This is a genomic window from Sporosarcina sp. SG10008, from assembly GCF_044569405.1.
GTDB lineage: Bacteria > Bacillota > Bacilli > Bacillales_A > Planococcaceae > Sporosarcina > Sporosarcina psychrophila.
This window is the reverse complement of sequence record NZ_CP172607.1, coordinates 745,201-763,634: the sequence shown is the minus strand read 5'-3', so window position 1 is coordinate 763,634 and position 18,434 is coordinate 745,201. Positions and strand designations below refer to the sequence as shown.

Annotated in this window: 18 protein-coding genes and 1 riboswitch; of the genes, 1 reads left to right on the top strand and 17 read right to left on the bottom strand. The window is 40.9% G+C overall.

Features of this window, described 5'->3' with window-relative positions:
• Positions 1-5 precede the first annotated feature (5 nt).
• The 10 genes from ACGLYD_RS03835 to ACGLYD_RS03790 form a co-directional block, all read right to left on the bottom strand.
• Positions 6-707 carry an amino acid ABC transporter permease gene (locus ACGLYD_RS03835; protein ID WP_067207199.1) on the bottom strand — a complete coding sequence of 234 codons (702 nt, stop codon included), beginning with the start codon at positions 705-707 and terminating at the stop codon, positions 6-8.
• Positions 694-1,533: an amino acid ABC transporter substrate-binding protein gene (locus ACGLYD_RS03830; protein WP_399631467.1), complete on the bottom strand. Its 840-nt coding sequence runs from the start codon at positions 1,531-1,533 to the stop codon at positions 694-696. Before ACGLYD_RS03830 ends, ACGLYD_RS03835 begins: the two co-directional genes overlap by 14 nt.
• 248 nt (positions 1,534-1,781) lie before the next feature.
• Complete coding sequence (gene ribE, locus ACGLYD_RS03825) at positions 1,782-2,246, bottom strand: 6,7-dimethyl-8-ribityllumazine synthase (protein ID WP_067207194.1); 465 nt, start codon at positions 2,244-2,246, stop codon at positions 1,782-1,784.
• 12 nt (positions 2,247-2,258) lie between these two features.
• Positions 2,259-3,452 carry a bifunctional 3,4-dihydroxy-2-butanone-4-phosphate synthase/GTP cyclohydrolase II gene (locus ACGLYD_RS03820; RefSeq protein ID WP_338653065.1) on the bottom strand — a complete coding sequence of 398 codons (1,194 nt, stop codon included), beginning with the start codon at positions 3,450-3,452 and terminating at the stop codon, positions 2,259-2,261.
• Between the two features lie 13 nt (positions 3,453-3,465).
• Positions 3,466-4,116 carry a riboflavin synthase gene (ribE, locus tag ACGLYD_RS03815; RefSeq protein ID WP_399631464.1) on the bottom strand — a complete coding sequence of 217 codons (651 nt, stop codon included), beginning with the start codon at positions 4,114-4,116 and terminating at the stop codon, positions 3,466-3,468.
• A gap of 372 nt (positions 4,117-4,488) precedes the next feature.
• A complete protein-coding gene (gene ribD, locus ACGLYD_RS03810) occupies positions 4,489-5,202 on the bottom strand; it encodes a bifunctional diaminohydroxyphosphoribosylaminopyrimidine deaminase/5-amino-6-(5-phosphoribosylamino)uracil reductase RibD (protein ID WP_399631462.1) in 714 nt (237 codons plus the stop codon).
• Positions 5,203-5,261: 59 nt separating this feature from the next.
• A riboswitch (FMN riboswitch) is annotated at positions 5,262-5,409 on the bottom strand.
• A gap of 215 nt (positions 5,410-5,624) precedes the next feature.
• Complete coding sequence (locus ACGLYD_RS03805; protein WP_399631458.1) at positions 5,625-6,524, bottom strand: glycine betaine ABC transporter substrate-binding protein; 900 nt, start codon at positions 6,522-6,524, stop codon at positions 5,625-5,627.
• Between the two features lie 353 nt (positions 6,525-6,877).
• Positions 6,878-7,777, bottom strand: a complete 900-nt coding sequence (locus ACGLYD_RS03800) for a glycine betaine ABC transporter substrate-binding protein (RefSeq protein ID WP_340741736.1) — start codon at positions 7,775-7,777, stop codon at positions 6,878-6,880.
• Positions 7,774-8,625, bottom strand: a complete 852-nt coding sequence (locus tag ACGLYD_RS03795) for a proline/glycine betaine ABC transporter permease (RefSeq protein WP_067207181.1) — start codon at positions 8,623-8,625, stop codon at positions 7,774-7,776. The genes ACGLYD_RS03800 and ACGLYD_RS03795 overlap by 4 nt, the downstream gene beginning before the upstream one ends.
• The gene (locus tag ACGLYD_RS03790) at positions 8,618-9,880 is read right to left on the bottom strand and encodes a glycine betaine/L-proline ABC transporter ATP-binding protein (protein WP_342537827.1); all 1,263 of its coding nucleotides are present in this window, start codon (positions 9,878-9,880) and stop codon (positions 8,618-8,620) included. The genes ACGLYD_RS03795 and ACGLYD_RS03790 overlap by 8 nt, the downstream gene beginning before the upstream one ends.
• A gap of 218 nt (positions 9,881-10,098) precedes the next feature.
• Here ACGLYD_RS03790 and ACGLYD_RS03785 point away from each other — a divergent pair, with 218 nt between their 5' ends.
• Positions 10,099-10,656, top strand: coding sequence for a GbsR/MarR family transcriptional regulator (locus ACGLYD_RS03785; protein ID WP_187047173.1), 558 nt, complete (start codon positions 10,099-10,101; stop codon positions 10,654-10,656).
• A 698-nt stretch (positions 10,657-11,354) separates the two neighbouring features.
• Here ACGLYD_RS03785 and ACGLYD_RS03780 read toward each other — a convergent pair.
• The 7 genes from ACGLYD_RS03780 to ACGLYD_RS03750 form a co-directional block, all read right to left on the bottom strand.
• Positions 11,355-12,455 carry a DUF2087 domain-containing protein gene (locus ACGLYD_RS03780; protein WP_067207168.1) on the bottom strand — a complete coding sequence of 367 codons (1,101 nt, stop codon included), beginning with the start codon at positions 12,453-12,455 and terminating at the stop codon, positions 11,355-11,357.
• Positions 12,456-12,591: 136 nt separating this feature from the next.
• Complete coding sequence (locus ACGLYD_RS03775; RefSeq protein WP_187047171.1) at positions 12,592-13,035, bottom strand: OsmC family protein; 444 nt, start codon at positions 13,033-13,035, stop codon at positions 12,592-12,594.
• An 87-nt stretch (positions 13,036-13,122) separates the two neighbouring features.
• Positions 13,123-14,862, bottom strand: coding sequence for a methyl-accepting chemotaxis protein (locus tag ACGLYD_RS03770; RefSeq protein ID WP_399631452.1), 1,740 nt, complete (start codon positions 14,860-14,862; stop codon positions 13,123-13,125).
• Between the two features lie 158 nt (positions 14,863-15,020).
• Positions 15,021-16,154 carry a bifunctional cystathionine gamma-lyase/homocysteine desulfhydrase gene (locus tag ACGLYD_RS03765; protein ID WP_399631449.1) on the bottom strand — a complete coding sequence of 378 codons (1,134 nt, stop codon included), beginning with the start codon at positions 16,152-16,154 and terminating at the stop codon, positions 15,021-15,023.
• 3 nt (positions 16,155-16,157) lie between these two features.
• Positions 16,158-17,090, bottom strand: a complete 933-nt coding sequence (locus tag ACGLYD_RS03760; RefSeq protein ID WP_399631446.1) for a PLP-dependent cysteine synthase family protein — start codon at positions 17,088-17,090, stop codon at positions 16,158-16,160.
• Positions 17,090-17,560, bottom strand: a complete 471-nt coding sequence (locus ACGLYD_RS03755; RefSeq protein WP_399631444.1) for an S-ribosylhomocysteine lyase — start codon at positions 17,558-17,560, stop codon at positions 17,090-17,092. The genes ACGLYD_RS03760 and ACGLYD_RS03755 overlap by 1 nt, the downstream gene beginning before the upstream one ends.
• A gap of 12 nt (positions 17,561-17,572) precedes the next feature.
• Entirely contained in the window at positions 17,573-18,211 is a 639-nt protein-coding gene (locus tag ACGLYD_RS03750; protein WP_399631442.1) for a class I SAM-dependent methyltransferase, read from the bottom strand.
• Between the last annotated feature and the right edge of the window lie 223 nt (positions 18,212-18,434).

The following is an 18,434-nucleotide window of genomic DNA, read 5'->3' as shown; positions in this document are numbered from 1 at the left end:
ACTTATCACTTAGCCACATATCGATCCAGCCGATGTTCAATTCTGTCTTGAATTAAGGAAAGGATAAAACAAATGAGCCAGTAGATAATCGCTGCTTCAGTATAAAGTAATAAAAACTCATAGTTTGCAGAAGCGATTTCTTGAGCCCTTCTAAACATTTCTGTCACTAAAATAAGCGATGCCAGCGATGTATCTTTCACAAGACTAATAAATGTATTCGATAAAGGCGGGATAGATACTCTCGTTGCTTGCGGTAGAATGATTCGCCTAAGCGTTTGAGTATAGTTCATGCCAATCGTATGTGCTGCCTCCCACTGTCCCTTCGGTATCGATTGTATTGCTGCGCGAATTACTTCTGAAGCATACGCCCCTACATTCAATGAAAATCCGAAGACGGCGGCTGGAAATGGATCTATAACTATTCCGACCGTTGGCAATCCGAAAAACAAAATAAATAGTTGTACAAGTAAAGGCGTTCCACGAATTGCAGATACATAAATTCTTGCGATAATTTGTAGCGGCTTGCTTGTTGATATTCTTCCTAACGCAGTTAATACTGCAAGAATAATTCCAAAGAAAAAAGAAAGAAACGTTAAAGGAAGCGTATAGTAAAGAGCTCCCTCCAGCAATGGCCAGAGGGATGTAAGGGCAATATCTAGAAGTCTTTGTACTTTCTCTGGGTTAGCTAAAATATTAGTTAAGGACATCTTCACCAAACCATTTCTCGGAGATTTTTAAGTATGTTCCGTCTTCAATCATTGCATTTAATGCTTTATTTACTTCGTTAACAAGTGTTTCATTACCTTTTCTAAACATTAAACCACTTTGTGAAACGTCATCTGCTGTCGCTACAATTTGAACAGGTGCATCTGGTTTATGCTTTATAAAGTCTAAGTAAGATAAATTATCATTTATCGTTACATCTACACGTTTGGAATTGATGAGCTCAATAGCTTGATTAAATCCTTCAACACCCACAATTTCAGCCTCGTAAGATCTTGCAGTGTCTGCATAGTTACTCGTTAATGACTGCGCAGACTTTAACCCTTTAATATCTTCAAAGCTTGTCACATCTTTATTACTAGTATTTGTAATGAGGACTGCAGATGATGAAATGTACGGTTCCGAAAAGTCATATTTCTCAATACGGTCCTCACGAATCCCTACTTGGTTTGCAATCATATCGAAACGTTTAGAGTCAAGCCCTGCGAAAATCGCATCCCATTGCGTTTCTAGAAATACAGGCTCTACCCCGAGTCGTTTCGCTATTTCTCTTGCGATTTCAACGTCAAAACCTGTAAGTTCCCCTTTATCATCATGGAATGTAAATGGTGGATATGTTCCTTCTGTCCCGATTGTTAACTTGCCTTCATCCTGTATTTCAGCAAGTAAATCTTCCGTTTTCTTTCCTGAATCACTGTTTCCTTTAGACTCATCACTACCACTTGTATTTCCTTTATTAGCGTTTCCGCATGCAGCAAGTAAAATGATTGCTGTAAATAGTAGAATTACCCGTAAACTTAATTTCTTCATACCCATTCTCCTTAATTCATATTAACTTACTTGGTTATTAGCATCATACAACATTGTATGCACTTCGTCAAAAAATAGTTTCCTCAAAAAACCTTTCCTTTATTCTTTATACCTCGGAATTCTCAAAACTAACCACATTATTCACTCTACTACTACATTTCCTTAACTAACATGTACGCGAGTGTTGAAATATTAAAAAAGGCACAGTTTCCGGATAACCGAAAACTGTGCCTTCTATTTAACAACGATTATATCTGTTTCAACAAATTTGCCATCTCAATCGCTGCATTCCCTGCATCCCATCCTTTATTTCCAGCTTTCGTTCCAGCACGTTCAATTGCCTGTTCAATCGTATCTGTTGTCAAGACACCGAAAATAACCGGGATGCCTTCCTGCAGATTGATGGCCGCGACCCCTTTAGCCACTTCATTACACACATAGTCGAAATGCGGTGTTGCTCCGCGGATAACTGTTCCAAGTGTGATAACTGCATCGTACTTACCGGAAGCCGCCATCTTCTTCGCTATTAGCGGAATTTCATAGGCACCTGGCACCCAAGCAACCGCGATATCACTGTCGGCTACTCCGTGACGAAGCAATGCATCTTCCGCTCCGCTTAGTAATTTTCCTGTAATGAATTCATTGAACCTTGCTACCACGATTCCAACTTTAAGCCCTGTTCCAACTAAATGTCCTTCATAAATTGTTCTCATCATTATTCCCCCTCAATTATGCAATAAGTGTCCCATTTTATTTTTCTTTGTTTCCATATAAATTTTGTTCTCCACTTTAACAGGCATTTCGATTTGAATGCGCTCTGTTATTTCTAACCCGTGTCCTGCTATTCCAGCAATTTTACGCGGGTTGTTCGTCAGAAGATGAATCGACGTTAAACCGAGATCCCGCAGTATTTGTGCACCGATGCCGTAATCTCGAAGGTCATCTGGAAATCCTAATTTCTCATTGGCTTCAACAGTATCGTATCCTTCTTCCTGCAGCTTGTAGGCCTTCATTTTATTGACGAGACCTATTCCACGACCTTCCTGACGCATATAGAGTAAGACGCCTCTTCCGGCTTTTTCAATCTGCGCAAGTGCAGCTTGAAGTTGCGGACCACAATCACATCGACATGAGCCAAAGACATCGCCTGTCAAACATTCCGAATGAACGCGGACGAGTACATTTTCAGCATCTTCGATATCACCTTTTACCAAAGCAATATGTTCATGCCCTGTTTCTTTTTCAACGAAAGCGACTGCTTTAAAATCTCCAAAATCTGTTGGCAGACTAATATCTACAATGCGCTCAACAAGTTTTTCATTGATGCGACGATAAGCAATTAGTTCCTGAATTGTTAAGATAACAAGATCAAATCGTTCAGCTATCTCTTTCAACTGTGGACCTCTCGCCATTGTCCCATCGACGTTCATAATTTCACATATGACGCCGACCGGTTCTGCTCCCGCGAGCTTCGCGAGGTCTACAGCAGCTTCTGTATGACCAGAGCGCTTTAGGACGCCGCCAGACTTCGCTATTAGCGGAAATATATGTCCTGGTCTTCTAAAGTCTGTTGGACCTGCTTCAGTCCCTAGCATCCTTAATACTGTTTCCGACCGTTCAAATGCAGAGATTCCAGTATGACAATCCGCATGATCAATGCTAATTGTAAATGCAGTTCCGTGCACATCACTATTATTTTCTGTCATAAGTCCGAGTTCAAGCTGTCGCGATTTCTCTTCGTCTATCGGCACGCAAATCAATCCACGGCCTTCCGTCGCCATAAAGTTAATCATTTCGGGTGTAGCGAATTCACCAAGTGCAACAAAGTCACCTTCATTCTCTCGGTCTTCGTCGTCAACGACAATAATTGCTTTTCCTTTTTTTAGTTCTTCAATTGCTTTTTCTACGGTAGAGTACATCTGCTTTGCCCCCTTAACTGAGGAATCCACTGGCGATAAGGGTATCCATTGTTAAACCGCCAGTTGGATTCTCTTTGTCTGTAGTTATTAGCCGTTCTATATATTTCGCGAGCATATCGCATTCTACGTTCACTAGATCCCCAGCCCGTTTTCGGCCGATGATTGAGTCACCTTGCGTGACTGGAATTAATGAGATGATAAAACCAATACTCGTCACACCAAATACAGTAAGTGATGTTCCATCCACAGTTACTGAACCTTTTGGGATAAAATACTTCAATAATTTAGTTGCGATACTGATTTCCATATAGATTGCATTTTCTTTTTGTCTAACCGAAACAATTTCGCCAGTGCCATCGACATGTCCACTGACTATATGTCCGCCGAAACGACCATTCGCCGCCATCGCACGTTCTAAGTTAACTGGACTTCCCGTACGCAATGCTTGAAGCGTTGTCGCTTTAACAGTTTCAGGCATGACATCAGCTGTAAAATGATTGCTCGAGAAATCTGATACCGTCAAACAGACACCATTCACCGCCAGACTATCGCCTTTTTTAACATCGCTAAGCACTTTGCTACAACGGATTGATAGTTGCAATGAATTCGCTGCTGGCCTAACCGCTGAAACTGTTCCTACTTCTTCAATAATCCCAGTAAACAACTGCTGTCAATCCTCCTTCAGAAACCTGGCATGAAAGCTGATATCGTCCCCTATTTGTCGCACATCTAAAAAACGCAGGGATTCACCTTCTGCCATCAGGTTCCAAGTATCATTCACGAACAATGAAGAACCGTTGTCGATTAATTTCGGAGCCATATACAAATACAGTTCATCTGAGACCTTCATTGATGAAACTGAAATGAACTTTGCTACCGCTTTCAGCGAACAACGTCATGATTTCTTTATCAGCAAAACGTTTTAAACCTTCATTCAAAAAAGATACGTTTTCTAAAATCCTTTTAATTGAAACTAAAGGATGTTCAAAAAAAGTAGTTTCAGAATGTGTTGAATCGAGTGTGAAAATAACTGTTTCTACAGCGCCGTCTGTAACAACCTTCGCTGATTTGGCGTCCTGAGATGCTGGTCTAAAATAATTAGAATTGGGTTCTTTCCACCATGGGGCAAACGGGTGGTGAGGAAAGGGTTATCGTGAAGTACGGTTTGTACGTCTACCAAAATAGCATCATGGGTATGGCGGAGGTGATGGACATCGGTTCGTGATGCAGCCGAAGTAATCCATTTGCTGTTCCCGTTCTGCGTTGAAAGTCTACCGTTAAGAGGTGCGGTGGCTTTCAAGGTAACGTATGGTTTCCCGTATCTGATGAAATGAAAAAATGCTTGGTTTAACTGCTCTGCCTCTTCCTGCAAAATGCCGGTAATGACTTCAATCCCAGCAACTTTAAGAAGCCCGATTCCCGCTCCATTGACGGAGGGATTCGGATCGATAGACACAACAAAAACACGTTGAATTCCAGACGAAATAATGAGATCTGTACACGGGGGTGTTTTCCCAGTATGGGCACACGGTTCCAGTGTCACGTATAGATCCGCACCAATAGAATTCGTACCTGCCATTGCCAGCGCATGCACTTCAGCATGAGCTGTCCCAGCTTTCAAGTGCGCACCAGCCCCTAAAATCCGGCCGTCTTTCACACAAACAGCACCAACAAGTAGATTTGGCGAGGTTTGTCCTTGTGCACTACGCGCCAGTTCAAGAGCAAGTCTCATATAATGTTGAGGGTCCATTGGCATTCCCCCTTTCGTTTTTTGAAAGGGCAGAGCCTGCAAGCACAGCACGTATATCCAAACAACTTCTCCCATCCAGACTATAACTGTCGGTGCCGGAATTTCACCAGCTCCACCGCCTTCCAAGCAAGGAAGGACGGGTCACGGACTGACGAGCTATGCTCGATCACCGCCGGTAAGGAATTTCACCTTGCCCCGAAGAGTTTGTTTATACGTGCCGACTTAAAGTTATCATACTGCTGCCATAAAATCAAAAAAGACTCAGTCTGATTGAACAGAGCTGAGTCTTCTATATATGATGAAATAAGAATACCATTGCATTTGCAACATATAATAAACCCGGAAAACCACTGCGAATTGCAGCGTTCTTCCGGGTTCATTATCCTATTGCTCGCGTTTAAATAACACTGACATTCTATTACTTATTTCTTCAAGTCTTCAATTGAATTGATGTCCATATACTTCGGTACCACTAAACCAATCTTAACGCCTTCCATATTGACGCCAAGTTCTTCGAATTTACCTTCGAATTTATCAGCGTATGTTTTAGCTGTAATTGGCAACCAAGCTGCAAGTGATGCATCTGCACTACCGTCAGCTACCGCAGTCCATAGCGGGCCTAATTCAACTTGTGTCAATGTAACCTTAAAGCCCATTTCTTCCAGAACAAGTTTCATGACGTTATGGCTTGCGATTTCGCTGTCCCATGCTGCATAAGCCAGTTTAATTTTATCGCCGTCCACCTTCTCCACACCATTTGTCCATTCTGCCACTAACTCTTCGTTTGCATCGATCCAGTTTCGTGCCGCTATTTCTTCTTTTTCACCTTCTTGTATCGCTACCATAACTTCTCCCATATCTTCCTCAGTCCATTTGAACTGTGATAGGATTTTATGTGCTTCTGGTAAATCTTCTTGCAGACCAATTCTCCCGATTGTACGGATTTGTTCTTCTCCACCATACACACCTTTTGGATCTTCAAGGTATTTCAAATCGAATTTCATGAATTTCCAATGTGGTGTCCAGCCCGTTATGATGATTGGCTGTTCTTTGTCATATGCTTTTTTTAGTGAAGCTGTCATAGCTGCGCCTGAACCTGTTGTCAACTTCCAATCTTTAAGTTCATATTCTACCAGCGCTTTTTCAGTCGCCTCCATAATTCCTGCACCTGGATCGATACCCGTAATCTTATAGTCTACTGATTCGCCAACTGTTTTCGTGGAGTCTCCGTCTGCTTCATTCTTGTCACTGCCACATGCAGCAAGTCCAACTGCAAGTAGAGCAACTGCCCCAAGTCCCAATACTTTTTTTGATAATTTCATCGTCTAATTCCCCCTTATTTTTTCTTTCCTGCGCGTTTCGTGATGCAATAAATGATTGCTACGATCCGGTACCAATTGTGTAACAGCCATTGAAGCAATAACTACCATGAATAGGAAAGCACAATACTTCCATTTTACTTACCTTTTTGCCGTTCAATTTGTGTAGATACTGTTCATTCTGCATTCTCAGTTCGAAGCTTATATCATAAGAATCACACTCAATAAAACCCGGAAAACCGCTGCATATTACAGCGTTCTTCCGGGTTCATTGTCCTAGTTATTACGCTAGCTAATGCAAGTCTTATACTATTAGAAAAACGATTTACGTTTAAATAGAAGTAGAATTCTGTTGTTTATTTCTTCAAGTCTTCAATCGAATCGATGTCCATATATTGTGGTACAACAAGACCTACTTTGACACCTTCCATATTGATGCCAAGCTCTTCGAATTTACCTTCGAATTTATCAGCATATGTTTTATGTGTTAATGGCATCCAAGCTGCAAGCGATGCATCTGCACTACCGTCAGCAACTGCAGTCCATAATGGACCTGCTTCAACTTGTGTTAATGTCACTTTATAACCCATATCTTCTAAAACAAGTTTCATGACGTTATGACTAGCGATTTCACTGTCCCATGCAACGTAAGCAAGTTTGATCTTGTCGCCGTCCACTTTTTCAACGCCTTCAGTCCATACAGCCACTTTTTCTTCATTTGCTTCAACCCATTTTTGTGCTGCCGCGTCTTCTTTTTCACCTTCTTGAATAGCTACCATTATTTCTCCCATATCCTCTTCAGTCCAGTTGAACTTCGATAAGATTTGGTGCGCTTCTGGCAGATCTTCTGCTAATCCGATTCTTCCGATTGTACGGATCTGCTCTTCCCCACCGTACACACCTTTTGGATCTTCAAGATATTTCAAATCGTATTTCGCAAATTTCCAATGTGGTGTCCAACCTGTAACGATAATCGGTTGCTCTTTGTCATATGCTTTTTTCAGTGAAGCTGTCATTGCCGCACTTGAACCTGTTGTAAGATCCCAATCTGTAAGGTCATATTCTGTAAGCACTTTTTCAGTAGCTTCCATGATACCTGCACCTGGATCGATACCTGTAATCTTATAGTCTACTGATTCACCAACTGTTTTCGTGGAGTCTCCGTCTGCTTCATTCTTGTCACTGCCACATGCAGCAAGTCCGACTGCAAGCAGTGCAACCGCTCCAAGTCCTAATACTTTTTTTGTTAATTTCATAGTTTAGTTCCCCCTTGTTTTTTCTTTCCTGCGTGTTGCGTGATGCGATCTAAAATGATTGCTACGATAACGATGGACAATCCGGTTTCAAAACCGACACCCGTTTTCAGTTGTGTAACAGCTCGGTAAACTTCTTCACCAAGCCCTGGCGCACCAACCATCGATGCAATAACGACCATCGATAGGGAAAGCATAATACTTTGATTGACACCCGCCATAATTGTCGGTTTTGCAAGCGGAATTTGTACTTTGCTCAATCTCTGCCAAGTTGTAGAACCAAATGCTTCTGTCGCTTCGATTAAATCTTTCGGAACTTGTTCAATTCCAAGCATTGTCAAACGAATTGTTGGCGGCATTGAGAAGATAACAGATGCCACAACACCTGGGACGACCCCGATGTTAAAGAAGAATATAGCTGGCAATAAATAAACGAATGCCGGCATGGTTTGCATCAAATCCAATAAGGGATTGATAATTTTTCTTGCTGTCGCTTGTTGTGATCCCCAAATACCGACTGGAATACCGATAATCAGCGCGAAGAATACAGAGGTGAGTACGAGCGCTAGCATTTGCAGCATCGGGTACCAATAGCCCAAGTAATCGATGAACAGCAAGCCGAACAATGTAAATATGGCAATGCGGCGAGTAGATACGAACCACGCAAGCAAGGCAAATAACACGGCAAGTAAAATAGATGGCACGATATCGAGCAATTCCACTGATCCTTCAACTATTCCTTTGAGAAAATCTGAAATTCCGTCAAACACTGTACCGAAAGTAAGTACGAGCCAATCGACTCCATTGTCAATCCACTCCGCAAATGGCAAACGAGGTAAATATTTATCCATTTATCTTCGCCTCCGTATCCGTTTGTTCATCGGAATCGAAAGTTCCGTTATTATTGATAAACTGATTATCACCTGATAATGCACCAATCAATGCACCACGAATAATAATTCCCTGAAGCTTGTTATTTTCATCAACGACAGCAACCGGAATAACCGCTGTCGATACGATATCGAACAGATCGATTAGTACGGTATCCAGAAGAATCATCGGAAGGTCGGTAATCATTATTTCTTCAAGTGTCTTCCCTGTTTCAATAGCCGAACTCGCATCTTGAGCCGTGACCGCACCTAAAAGACGCTTTGCTTTATCGACAACGTAAATTGAAGATATCCCAAGTTGTTTCATCATTCGAAGAGCTACTCTCGCTCCACGGTCGATTTGAACTGTCTCTGCTTTTTTCATAATATGTCCCGCTGTCAATACTTTAGATAGATCCACATCTTCAACAAAGCGTTCTACATATTCATTTGACGGACTCATCAATATCTCTTCGGGCGTACCCACTTGAACAATTTCCCCGTCTTTCATCAATGCAATGCGGTCGCCTATACGTAGTGCCTCATCTAAGTCATGCGTAATAAAAATAATTGTTTTCCCCATATCATTATGAAGTTGCAATAATTCGTCTTGCATATCTTTGCGGATTAACGGATCAAGCGCACTGAATGCTTCGTCCATCAGCAAAATATCTGGTCCATTAGCTAGCGCTCTCGCTAAACCAACACGCTGTTGCATGCCTCCGCTCAACTGGCTAGGGAATTGATCTTCATATCCTGCAAGTCCGACTAGTCCTAAGGATTCTTTCGCTTTGACTTGACGTTCTGCCTTCGCTACTCCTTGGATTTCTAAGCCATATTCCGCGTTTTCAAGAATCGTCTTGTGGGGAAAGAGTGCGAAGTTTTGAAATACCATTCCAATTTTCTTACGCCTTACATTACGGAGTTGTTCTTTATTCATCCCGACGATGTCCTCACCGTCTAGCAGGATATTGCCCATTGTTGGGTCAATCAGCCTATTCAGTAATCTAACAAGCGTTGATTTTCCGCTACCTGACAATCCCATAATGACGAATATTTCACCATCATACACATCGAATGATGCATTTTTCACCCCGACTGTTGCGCCGGTCGCTTTCAAAATCTCACCTTTTGTTTTTCCTTCTTTTAGAAGCTGGGAAGCCCGCTTCGCATTTTTACCGAAAATCTTTGTGGTGTTTATCACTTCGATTTTCTTACTGGCAATCTGATCACTCATACATACACTCCTTATATTTTAAAAACTGACGAATGTCTTCTAGTATAGCTGTCTTTTTTTTGCATTACAACCGTTTTCTCAATTTAAATGGTTTGTACAGAAAAAACTGTACGAACTTTTATTGCTACGAATTGCTTTTTAAGATAGGATATAATACGCTATAAGAAATGAGCTGGATCGGTTAATAAATGCCGGTTATAGTGGAGGGAAGACGTTGTATGAACGGTAATGAAAAACTTGAAAAAGCTCGTGAGCGGATTATTGAATCCATCGCACAAAATATACATCTTTATGGTCTTACACCTTCTGCTGGAAGACAGTATGGCACGATGTTTTTTCATAATGAGCCGTTAACATTGGATGACATGACAGAAGAACTCGGGATGAGCAAAACGAGCATGAGCACATCTGTCAGAGCACTATCCGATTTGAAGTTAGTGGAACGTGCTTGGAAAAGAGGGGTCCGAAAAGACCTTTATCAAGTGAAGGATGATTGGTATCAAAGCTTTATCGACCTATTTTCAATAAAGTGGAGAAGATCTGTTTCCTTTCATTCAGCTGCAATAAGAAGATCTTTGGCTGAACTGGAAGGACTTGTGAACGATCCCGCGATAGATGATGAATTGAGAGAAGAAGTAACTATAGATATTGAAAAATTACTATACCTACGAGATTATTACGATTGGCTTGATCGTCTTGTTGATGCTTTTGAAGATCATGATATTTTTAATCTCGTGCCAATTAAAAAGCCTGAACAGGATACGCCAAATAAGTGAACACAAGAAAAGCGGAAGGCGCCTTCTAGACGCGACAGGCATAAGTCGATCCAGCGACGTGGCGCTCTTTGCCACATAGCTGGATTGCTTTCAAGGAACCTAGCCTAAGTACGCCGCGTCCTGCGGCAATGGCTAGGTGACCCACATCCTGTGGGCCTCCGAGCGGCTGGCGCCTGGAGCTAGACACTATTATAAGTCAAAAAAATGTATACTTTCTTATCTTTTAAGAAAAGCAGAAGCGCCTTGGTAGACATGAAAAAGACGGCAATACACATAACTGTGTATTGCCGTCTTTTTGACTAGTAAAGAAGTGTCACTTTATATAAAGGACCACATGATTACATGCATAATCTTTGCTAAAAGTAAGCAAGGAACAACATTGTACAACGTGAAAGAGTGCCCGAAATTGCATCTTCGGGCACTTACAATCTCTATACAAAGTCATCTATTCGCTTCTTTAAAACATAACTGCATTTTTCACTTGAACATTGTAGGTACGCGACAGGCAACTATTCTCAACAAGATTAATGGAAAGAGCGTGACCAGAAGTGACGCATGCCCCTCGGTAAAACTGTCGTGATTATTTCGCCGAAAGCGAGCCGGAAATGGTCCAGTGAAAATGGATTTCCCAAGCCTTACTCAACGGTGTTTTATACAAATAAATGGTTAATCAACAGACGTGTCTTCTTAACTGTCTATCACATTTTTTTAATACGATTGTATCCTTTTTCCCCATATGGCTGTAACTCTTCTACCCACTTATCCAACTGCTTCTCAAGGATTTTACTTTTACTAATCCCCTGCCAATCCTTTTCATCTATCGTTTCAAGTATTTCAATTTCAAAATTGTCTTTTCCATGTTCATCCCAATCGGTTTGTAGTTCTTTATTTTTATGCCCACCGGTAGTTAACATGAATTTTAATCCGTTCAATGTTTTGAAATTCGGTGTCGAATTTACAAAAAGCTTCCCGTTCTTTACATTCTTGATTTGAAATATTCCATAACTCGGTTTATCTTCTTTCGCCTTCAATTTCATTTCTTTTTTAAAATCCATTTCATCGACATCTCCTTTTTCTAGACTTTGCACAAGGCGATATGCACTTCCTTCAGCATTACGCGTTAACACATCACGGTCGACCATCTCCCGCCGTAACAGCATATAATCTTCGAAGATCGTCACCAAAATTGCATTGACTTCACCTTCTGAATACACTTTATTCGGTTTGAAGAGCAACGCAATTTCTGCTAGCAGGCGATTTTTTTCTTGCTCTTTCATACGTAGTGTTTTCAAACGCCCATCCTCCTCAGAGAAATAGCGCGCTAATTCTGTTGAAGGTTCAAATGATTTCTCATTCGGCTTATCGATATTCGGTTCATCTGTTACGATTTCTTGTTGCCGTTTCACTAAATTCATGAGAGCCAGCAGTGTTTTTGCTTGTTTTTCTTTTTTGCGTAATGAAAAACGATGATTACGAATCGTCGACATGCTTCCGATTTTCAGTTCCTGTTGAATTTCTTTATCTGTCTTTCCTGCGTAAATCAAAGAAAGCAATTTCGACTGTTGGTCGGACAGCCCCGTCTGTTCCTTACCACCTGAGAGTAATCGTTCAAAAACACTGCCATGCGTCCTTTCAATATGGTGTTCCATATAACGCCAATCTGTGAAAAGTACATCTCCTACAGGATAAATGATCCCTTTTTCAACTTCTTCACCACATAATAAACAGCGATAATAACGATTCTCTTCGATGTATCCCTTTTCCATAACTTCTACCGGGTAATCTAGTGACATATCCATTTAAACATAAACACCTTTCTCTCCACACTGTTTTTATATAAACAAATATACACTTCATCTACATTAAATACAATCTTATTTTTCTGTATAAAAAAACCGTACTCCATAGAGCACGGTTTTTGAACATCTTAGCATTCTATTTTATTACAGTTGTATCTAACTCAATTTCTACATTTCCTTTGATAGCACGACTAATCATACAGGACGTTTCAGCTTTTTCCGCAAGCTTGTGTGCCAGTGCTTCATCCTTTTCAGTTGCGTCCTTTTTCAATACGATTTCTGGTTTATGAATAATCTTTTTATATGTAATGACACCGTTCGTTACATCGACAACACCAACTGACTCCATCGTCAAGGCGACTTTCTCCAATTTACTTCGCTCCATCATAGCCGCAAGTGTAATAATATAACATGTCGCCGCTGCACCTAGCAGCATTTCATCCGGATTTGTACCAATTCCCGGCCCGTCCATTTCGGGTGGAATTGAAATCTCCGTCTTTAAATTTCCCGCATCGATTGTTCCTATATCATTCCGTAAACCTGGCCAGTCAGCTTTTAAATGGAAGTGATGTTGTGCCATAAGAAAAGTCCCCCTTTGACTATTTTGTTTCTTTCATTATACAGGTTACTATCCGTCATACAGGTTACTATCCGTCGATTCAGTAAATCAAATTGAAGTAGTGAATTGATTGGCGTTAACCAACAGTTTATTGGAAAGAGAAGATAACTCTGACCCCGTTTTTTCAACAGCTTGCATCGCTTCAAATTGTTCCTGAAATGCGCGCATCATTTGAGCTGCATTACTTTTATTTTTTTCGGAAACATTTTCTACTTGTTTCGTAGATGCCTCCAATAACGGTAGTCCGCTTTCCAACGAGTTCAAGTGATCTTTCATAACAAATAACCTTCGATCCAATACCTTGATTTGATCTGCAGCGGCCTTGAAATTCCCACTATTTTCTTGTGTAATACTTTCAAAATTTATTGCATCTACTTGCATCTCTTCTATATTCAAAGTAGTCCTATCAACGGATTGTTCCATTTCTAAAATAGTACCTTTAATTTCTCCTGTAGCGTTAGCCGATTGCTCCGCTAATCGTTGGACCTCATTTGCTACCACTAAGAATCCTGCTCCTGCTTTTCCAGCTCTAGTTGCTTCGATTTTCGCATTTAATGCAAGCATACGCGTTTGGTCAGTAATGCTATCAATGGTGCTAACTACACTAGAAACGGACATGAACTTTTCATGTAAGTCATCAATCGTTTGAATGACACTTTCCATACTTCGGAAGAAGATTCTCATCATTTTTGCTGCCTCGATTGTCGAAGTCTCTCCTGTTTTCACGACTTGTTTTGTAATCGTTGACTCATGAAAAACTTCTTCCATTTCATTAAACAACGTAGCCATTTGAACTTTCATCTGCTGGAAGGCTTGCTGCTGTGTTGCTGATACAGAAACCGTCTCTGCAGCAATCGTCTCCAACTCTGAAACCTGAGCATTCAAATAATCATTTTTTGTCAGCAGTGCAGTTGAGCTGACGTTTAAATGACTTCCAGTCTGTGCTAGTTGTATACTAGTGTTTTTTATTTCCACGAGCATATAGGACATACTTTCAATCATCATCTTGAAGCTTTTAATGAGCGATTGGAATTCAGGTGTAGAAGATTGAATCGCCAAATCGACTCCTAAATCCCCTTCCCTGACCATGCGCATTTTTTGTTGCAATACAATTATCGGTTTCGTCATTCGGTGAATCGTCGGCGCAATCAGTAACAATGCGATGATTAACGCAATTAGGATCGATATCAAAATTTGGGTTCCCATTTCTTTCGTATCCGCCAAATAATCACTGTCCGGAACGACAATAACAAATTCCCCGCCTAACTCTTGAACACGATAATAGCTAATAGTATGCGGATTTCCTTGGATTGTTTCATGTAAAATACCTTTACCGTCTTGTTTGATTTTCTCCACAATTTGATTGGACAAACTCAGATTCGTATTTTTACTAACCGCAAAGGGAATCAGTTGATCATCTTTTGAGTAAAACATCGTTGCATTATAACCATCTTGAGTTAAGGATACATGCTGCCTCTTAACAACCTCTTCAAGAGCAGACATAAAATTTTCCTTATTCCCGATATGTATCAACATCAATGTTTTCGCTAGATCATTGACAATTGTCACCTCTCGTTCCAAATGGGAAGAGACGAGTTCAATAGTGCTTTTCGTCATTTTTTCATACGCTGTGGATCCTATTGTAACCGTGGATATTAGCAGGATTGTTAGAATTGCGAAAAGTAATCGAGTTTTAAATGTGATGTTGGTAACTCTAGAAGATACATTCGTCCAGTTTACTTTTCCAAATCTTATCTTCTTAACGACTTCTTGTGCCAATCGACTCAATTTAATAACCACCTCACAGGAATTTATACTCAATTTTCTCATATACGTGTAAATTTCCTGTAAAGAGTGTGTAAATTTTCTGTATAGAATTTTGAATGTCTTTTTTATATGAACGAAAAAAAGCTATTCACGATGAATGTGAATAGCTTTTCGTACTGTTATGCTAACGCTTTTGCCAAGTCTTCAAGTAAATCTTCCACATCTTCAATTCCTACCGAAATGCGTACAAGACCATCTGTAATCCCTAGTTGCAATCTGCGTTCACGCGGAATTGACGCATGTGTCATGCGTGCAGGTATAGAAATCAAACTTTCAACTGCTCCCAAACTTTCCGCAAGCGTAAAGTAGCGCAATTTTGCAAGCAACTCATCAGCTTTCTTTTCGCTTCCAACATCGAACGAAATCATACCACCGAAGCCGGTCGCTTGCCTTGTCATCAATTCTCGGCCAGGATGTGTTTTAAGTCCCGGATAATACACTTTCCCCACTGCCGCGTGTCCATCTAAAAACTCCGCGATTTTCTGCGCATTCACATTATGCTCTTCCATACGAAGTCCGAGCGTTTTTATACCGCGAATCAATAACCATGAATCCTGTGGCCCAAGAATAGCGCCCACCGAGTTTTGAATGAAATGTAAATCCTCTGCAAGTTTCTCTGTTGCTACCACGACAAGCCCTGCTACGACGTCACTATGACCTCCGATATATTTCGTCGCACTATGCAATACAATATCTGCGCCTTGAGCGATTGGTTGTTGAAAATATGGGGTCATAAACGTATTGTCGACAATTGTGAGCAATCCCTTTTCTTTTGCAAGCTTAGTAACAGCTTCAATATCCGTTATTTTTAACAGTGGATTCGTTGGGGATTCCAAGAAAATCGCTTTTGTATTTTCTTTAATTGCTTCATCCACTTTCGTGATATCACTAGAATCAACGAATGTTGCCGAGATGCCAAAGCGATTTAATACTTTCGTAATGACACGGTATGTTCCACCATATACATCGTCTGTTAGAACAATATGGTCACCTTTACTAAATAACATCATAACCGAACTAATCGCTGCCATTCCGGAGCCAAAAGCAAAGCCCGCTTTTCCGCCTTCTAAATCGCTAATTAATACTTCTAGCGCATGACGAGTTGGGTTACCTGTACGTGAATATTCATACCCGTTAAATTGACCGACTGTCTGTTGCTTGTACGTACTGACTTGATATATGGGTGTGGAAACAGCACCTGTCGTTGCATCTCCAACAATACCGCCGTGGATTAATTTCGTTTTTGCACGCATGAATTATTCTCTCCCTTTAAATAGATCATAGATGTTCTGACTTAAATAACGCTCACTTGAATCAGGAAAAATGGTAACAATATGGCTTCCCGCTTTCGCAATTTCAGCTTCACGTAAAGAACCATAGAATGCAGCGCCAGAAGAACTTCCAACGAGCAACCCCTCATTTTTCGCCAATGAACGCAATTGCATGAACGCGTCCTCGTCGCTAACTGTATGAATGGCATCAAAATACGTTGGGTCCATGTAGTCTGGTAAAAACTCCATTCCAATTCCTTCTGTTACATGAGATCCTGCTGCTCCACCGTTGAGTATAGAGCCTTCAGGTTCCACGACAACTGTTTTCACACTCGGGTTGCGTTCTTTCAAAAACTGCGAGGTCCCCATAAATGTACCACCAGACCCCGCTCCCGCAACAAAAACGTCGATTTCCCCATCTAAATCACGCCATAATTCGGGTCCAAGTGTTTTCATATACGTCGCCGGATTTGCGGGATTTGAAAACTGTGAGGGTGTAAAAGCACCGGGTGTTTGTAAAACAAGCTCTTTCGCTTTCTCAATCGCACCACCCATGCCTAGTTCGGTTGGTGTATTGATAATTCCAGCACCAAGTGCACGCATAAGTGTTTGTTTTTCTAAACTAAACTTTTCTGGAACGACAAATATCACATGATAGCCTTTTCCAATCGCTGCAAGAGCCAAGCCGATACCCGTATTTCCCGCCGTCGCTTCAATAATTGTTCCACCCGGCAACAAACTTCCCGATTGCTCTGCATCCTCAATGAGTGTTAATCCGAGTCGATCCTTTACGCTTCCTCCTGGATTTAGATACTCTAGCTTCGCGAATATCCGACAATTATTTGGAATATGAATACGACTAATCTCAACAACCGGCGTGTTTCCAACTAATTCTTGTACACTACCGTAAACTTTCATTACACTTCCTCTTCGTACACATGGCGCCATTCATCTTTTTTCGCAAGCATATTTCCCGCTAACTCTTTGGCACCTTCCAAACTATGGTTTGCGGCCCACCCACATTGCACTTCGTTACACGCTGGCACTTCCGTCGCTACGAGTACATCTCGCAAAGTGTTTTCTAAAATGACTAGAATTTCTTCGTAATCATCATGATTGATAACAGATAGATAAAAGCCGGTTTGGCAACCCATCGGACTAAGATCAACAACTTTATTAGAATGATTTCGAATGTTCTCCGCCATTAAATGCTCGATGGAATGTAGTGCATCCATTTTCATAAACTGTTTGTTAGGTTGTGTGAAACGTAAATCGTACTTATACACTTCATCACCATGACTTCCCTGTTTAGTCCCCGCTAAACGCACGTACGGTGCCGCAACTTTCGTATGATCTAAGTTAAAACTTTCAACATTCAACTTTTCCATCGTAGTCTCCCCTTATTTTTTAGTCGCGTCCATTAGCCAGACAAAATCATTCAATTGTTTAAACGTCACTTCGAATCCGGCTTCTAAAAATAGTTTCAATAATACGGGCAGTATTGTGTAATATTCACGTTCTAAATCGTCTGCAACATTATGAAAATTTCTTGCCCGCTCCTTATCTATCTGAGCCTGCTTTGCATCTTCCGTTATAAAAATGGTATCGGCAAAGACGACTTTTCCATTTATCGGTAACAATTGTGCATACTTCTTCAGCGCAATTCCTTTTTCTTCATCTGTTAAATGATGAAATACATATGAACTTGCGATTGAATCAATTGTTATACCATCAGTTTCAAAATCAATTAAATCCCCGTCTTTGACCTCAATTGAAGGAAATCGCTCTGCCGTTAATCGCCGCATCGCAGTGTTCGGTTCAATGCCAATTACTTGATGGCCGGCATCTATTAATTTTGCTGTCAGATTTCCCGTCCCTGTACCGAATTCAAGAATAGTTCCAATAACTTTGCTTGTGACAGCATTTAGAATCTCGTCATAGCCTTCAAATACATCACGGTATTCAGGATCCTCCCCAGCAACTGATGCGTCATACAAGTGAATCCACTCATCAAAAATATCTATGAATTCGCGTCCCATAACAAAACTCCTTTTTTTAAGTATATTATTCCAAGTTGTTTACTATGGTATAGGCGTAATATCAATATTTATACCACACTCCAACTAGAAATGCCAATAAAAAAACAAAACGGAGTCTTATTCGCCTGTATCAATCGCTCCCCCATCATTTCGTAAACCGGGCCCGCACGCTATTTCCCATTTGCTCATATAGATAGATGATAACAAACAGTTGCAGGGGGAA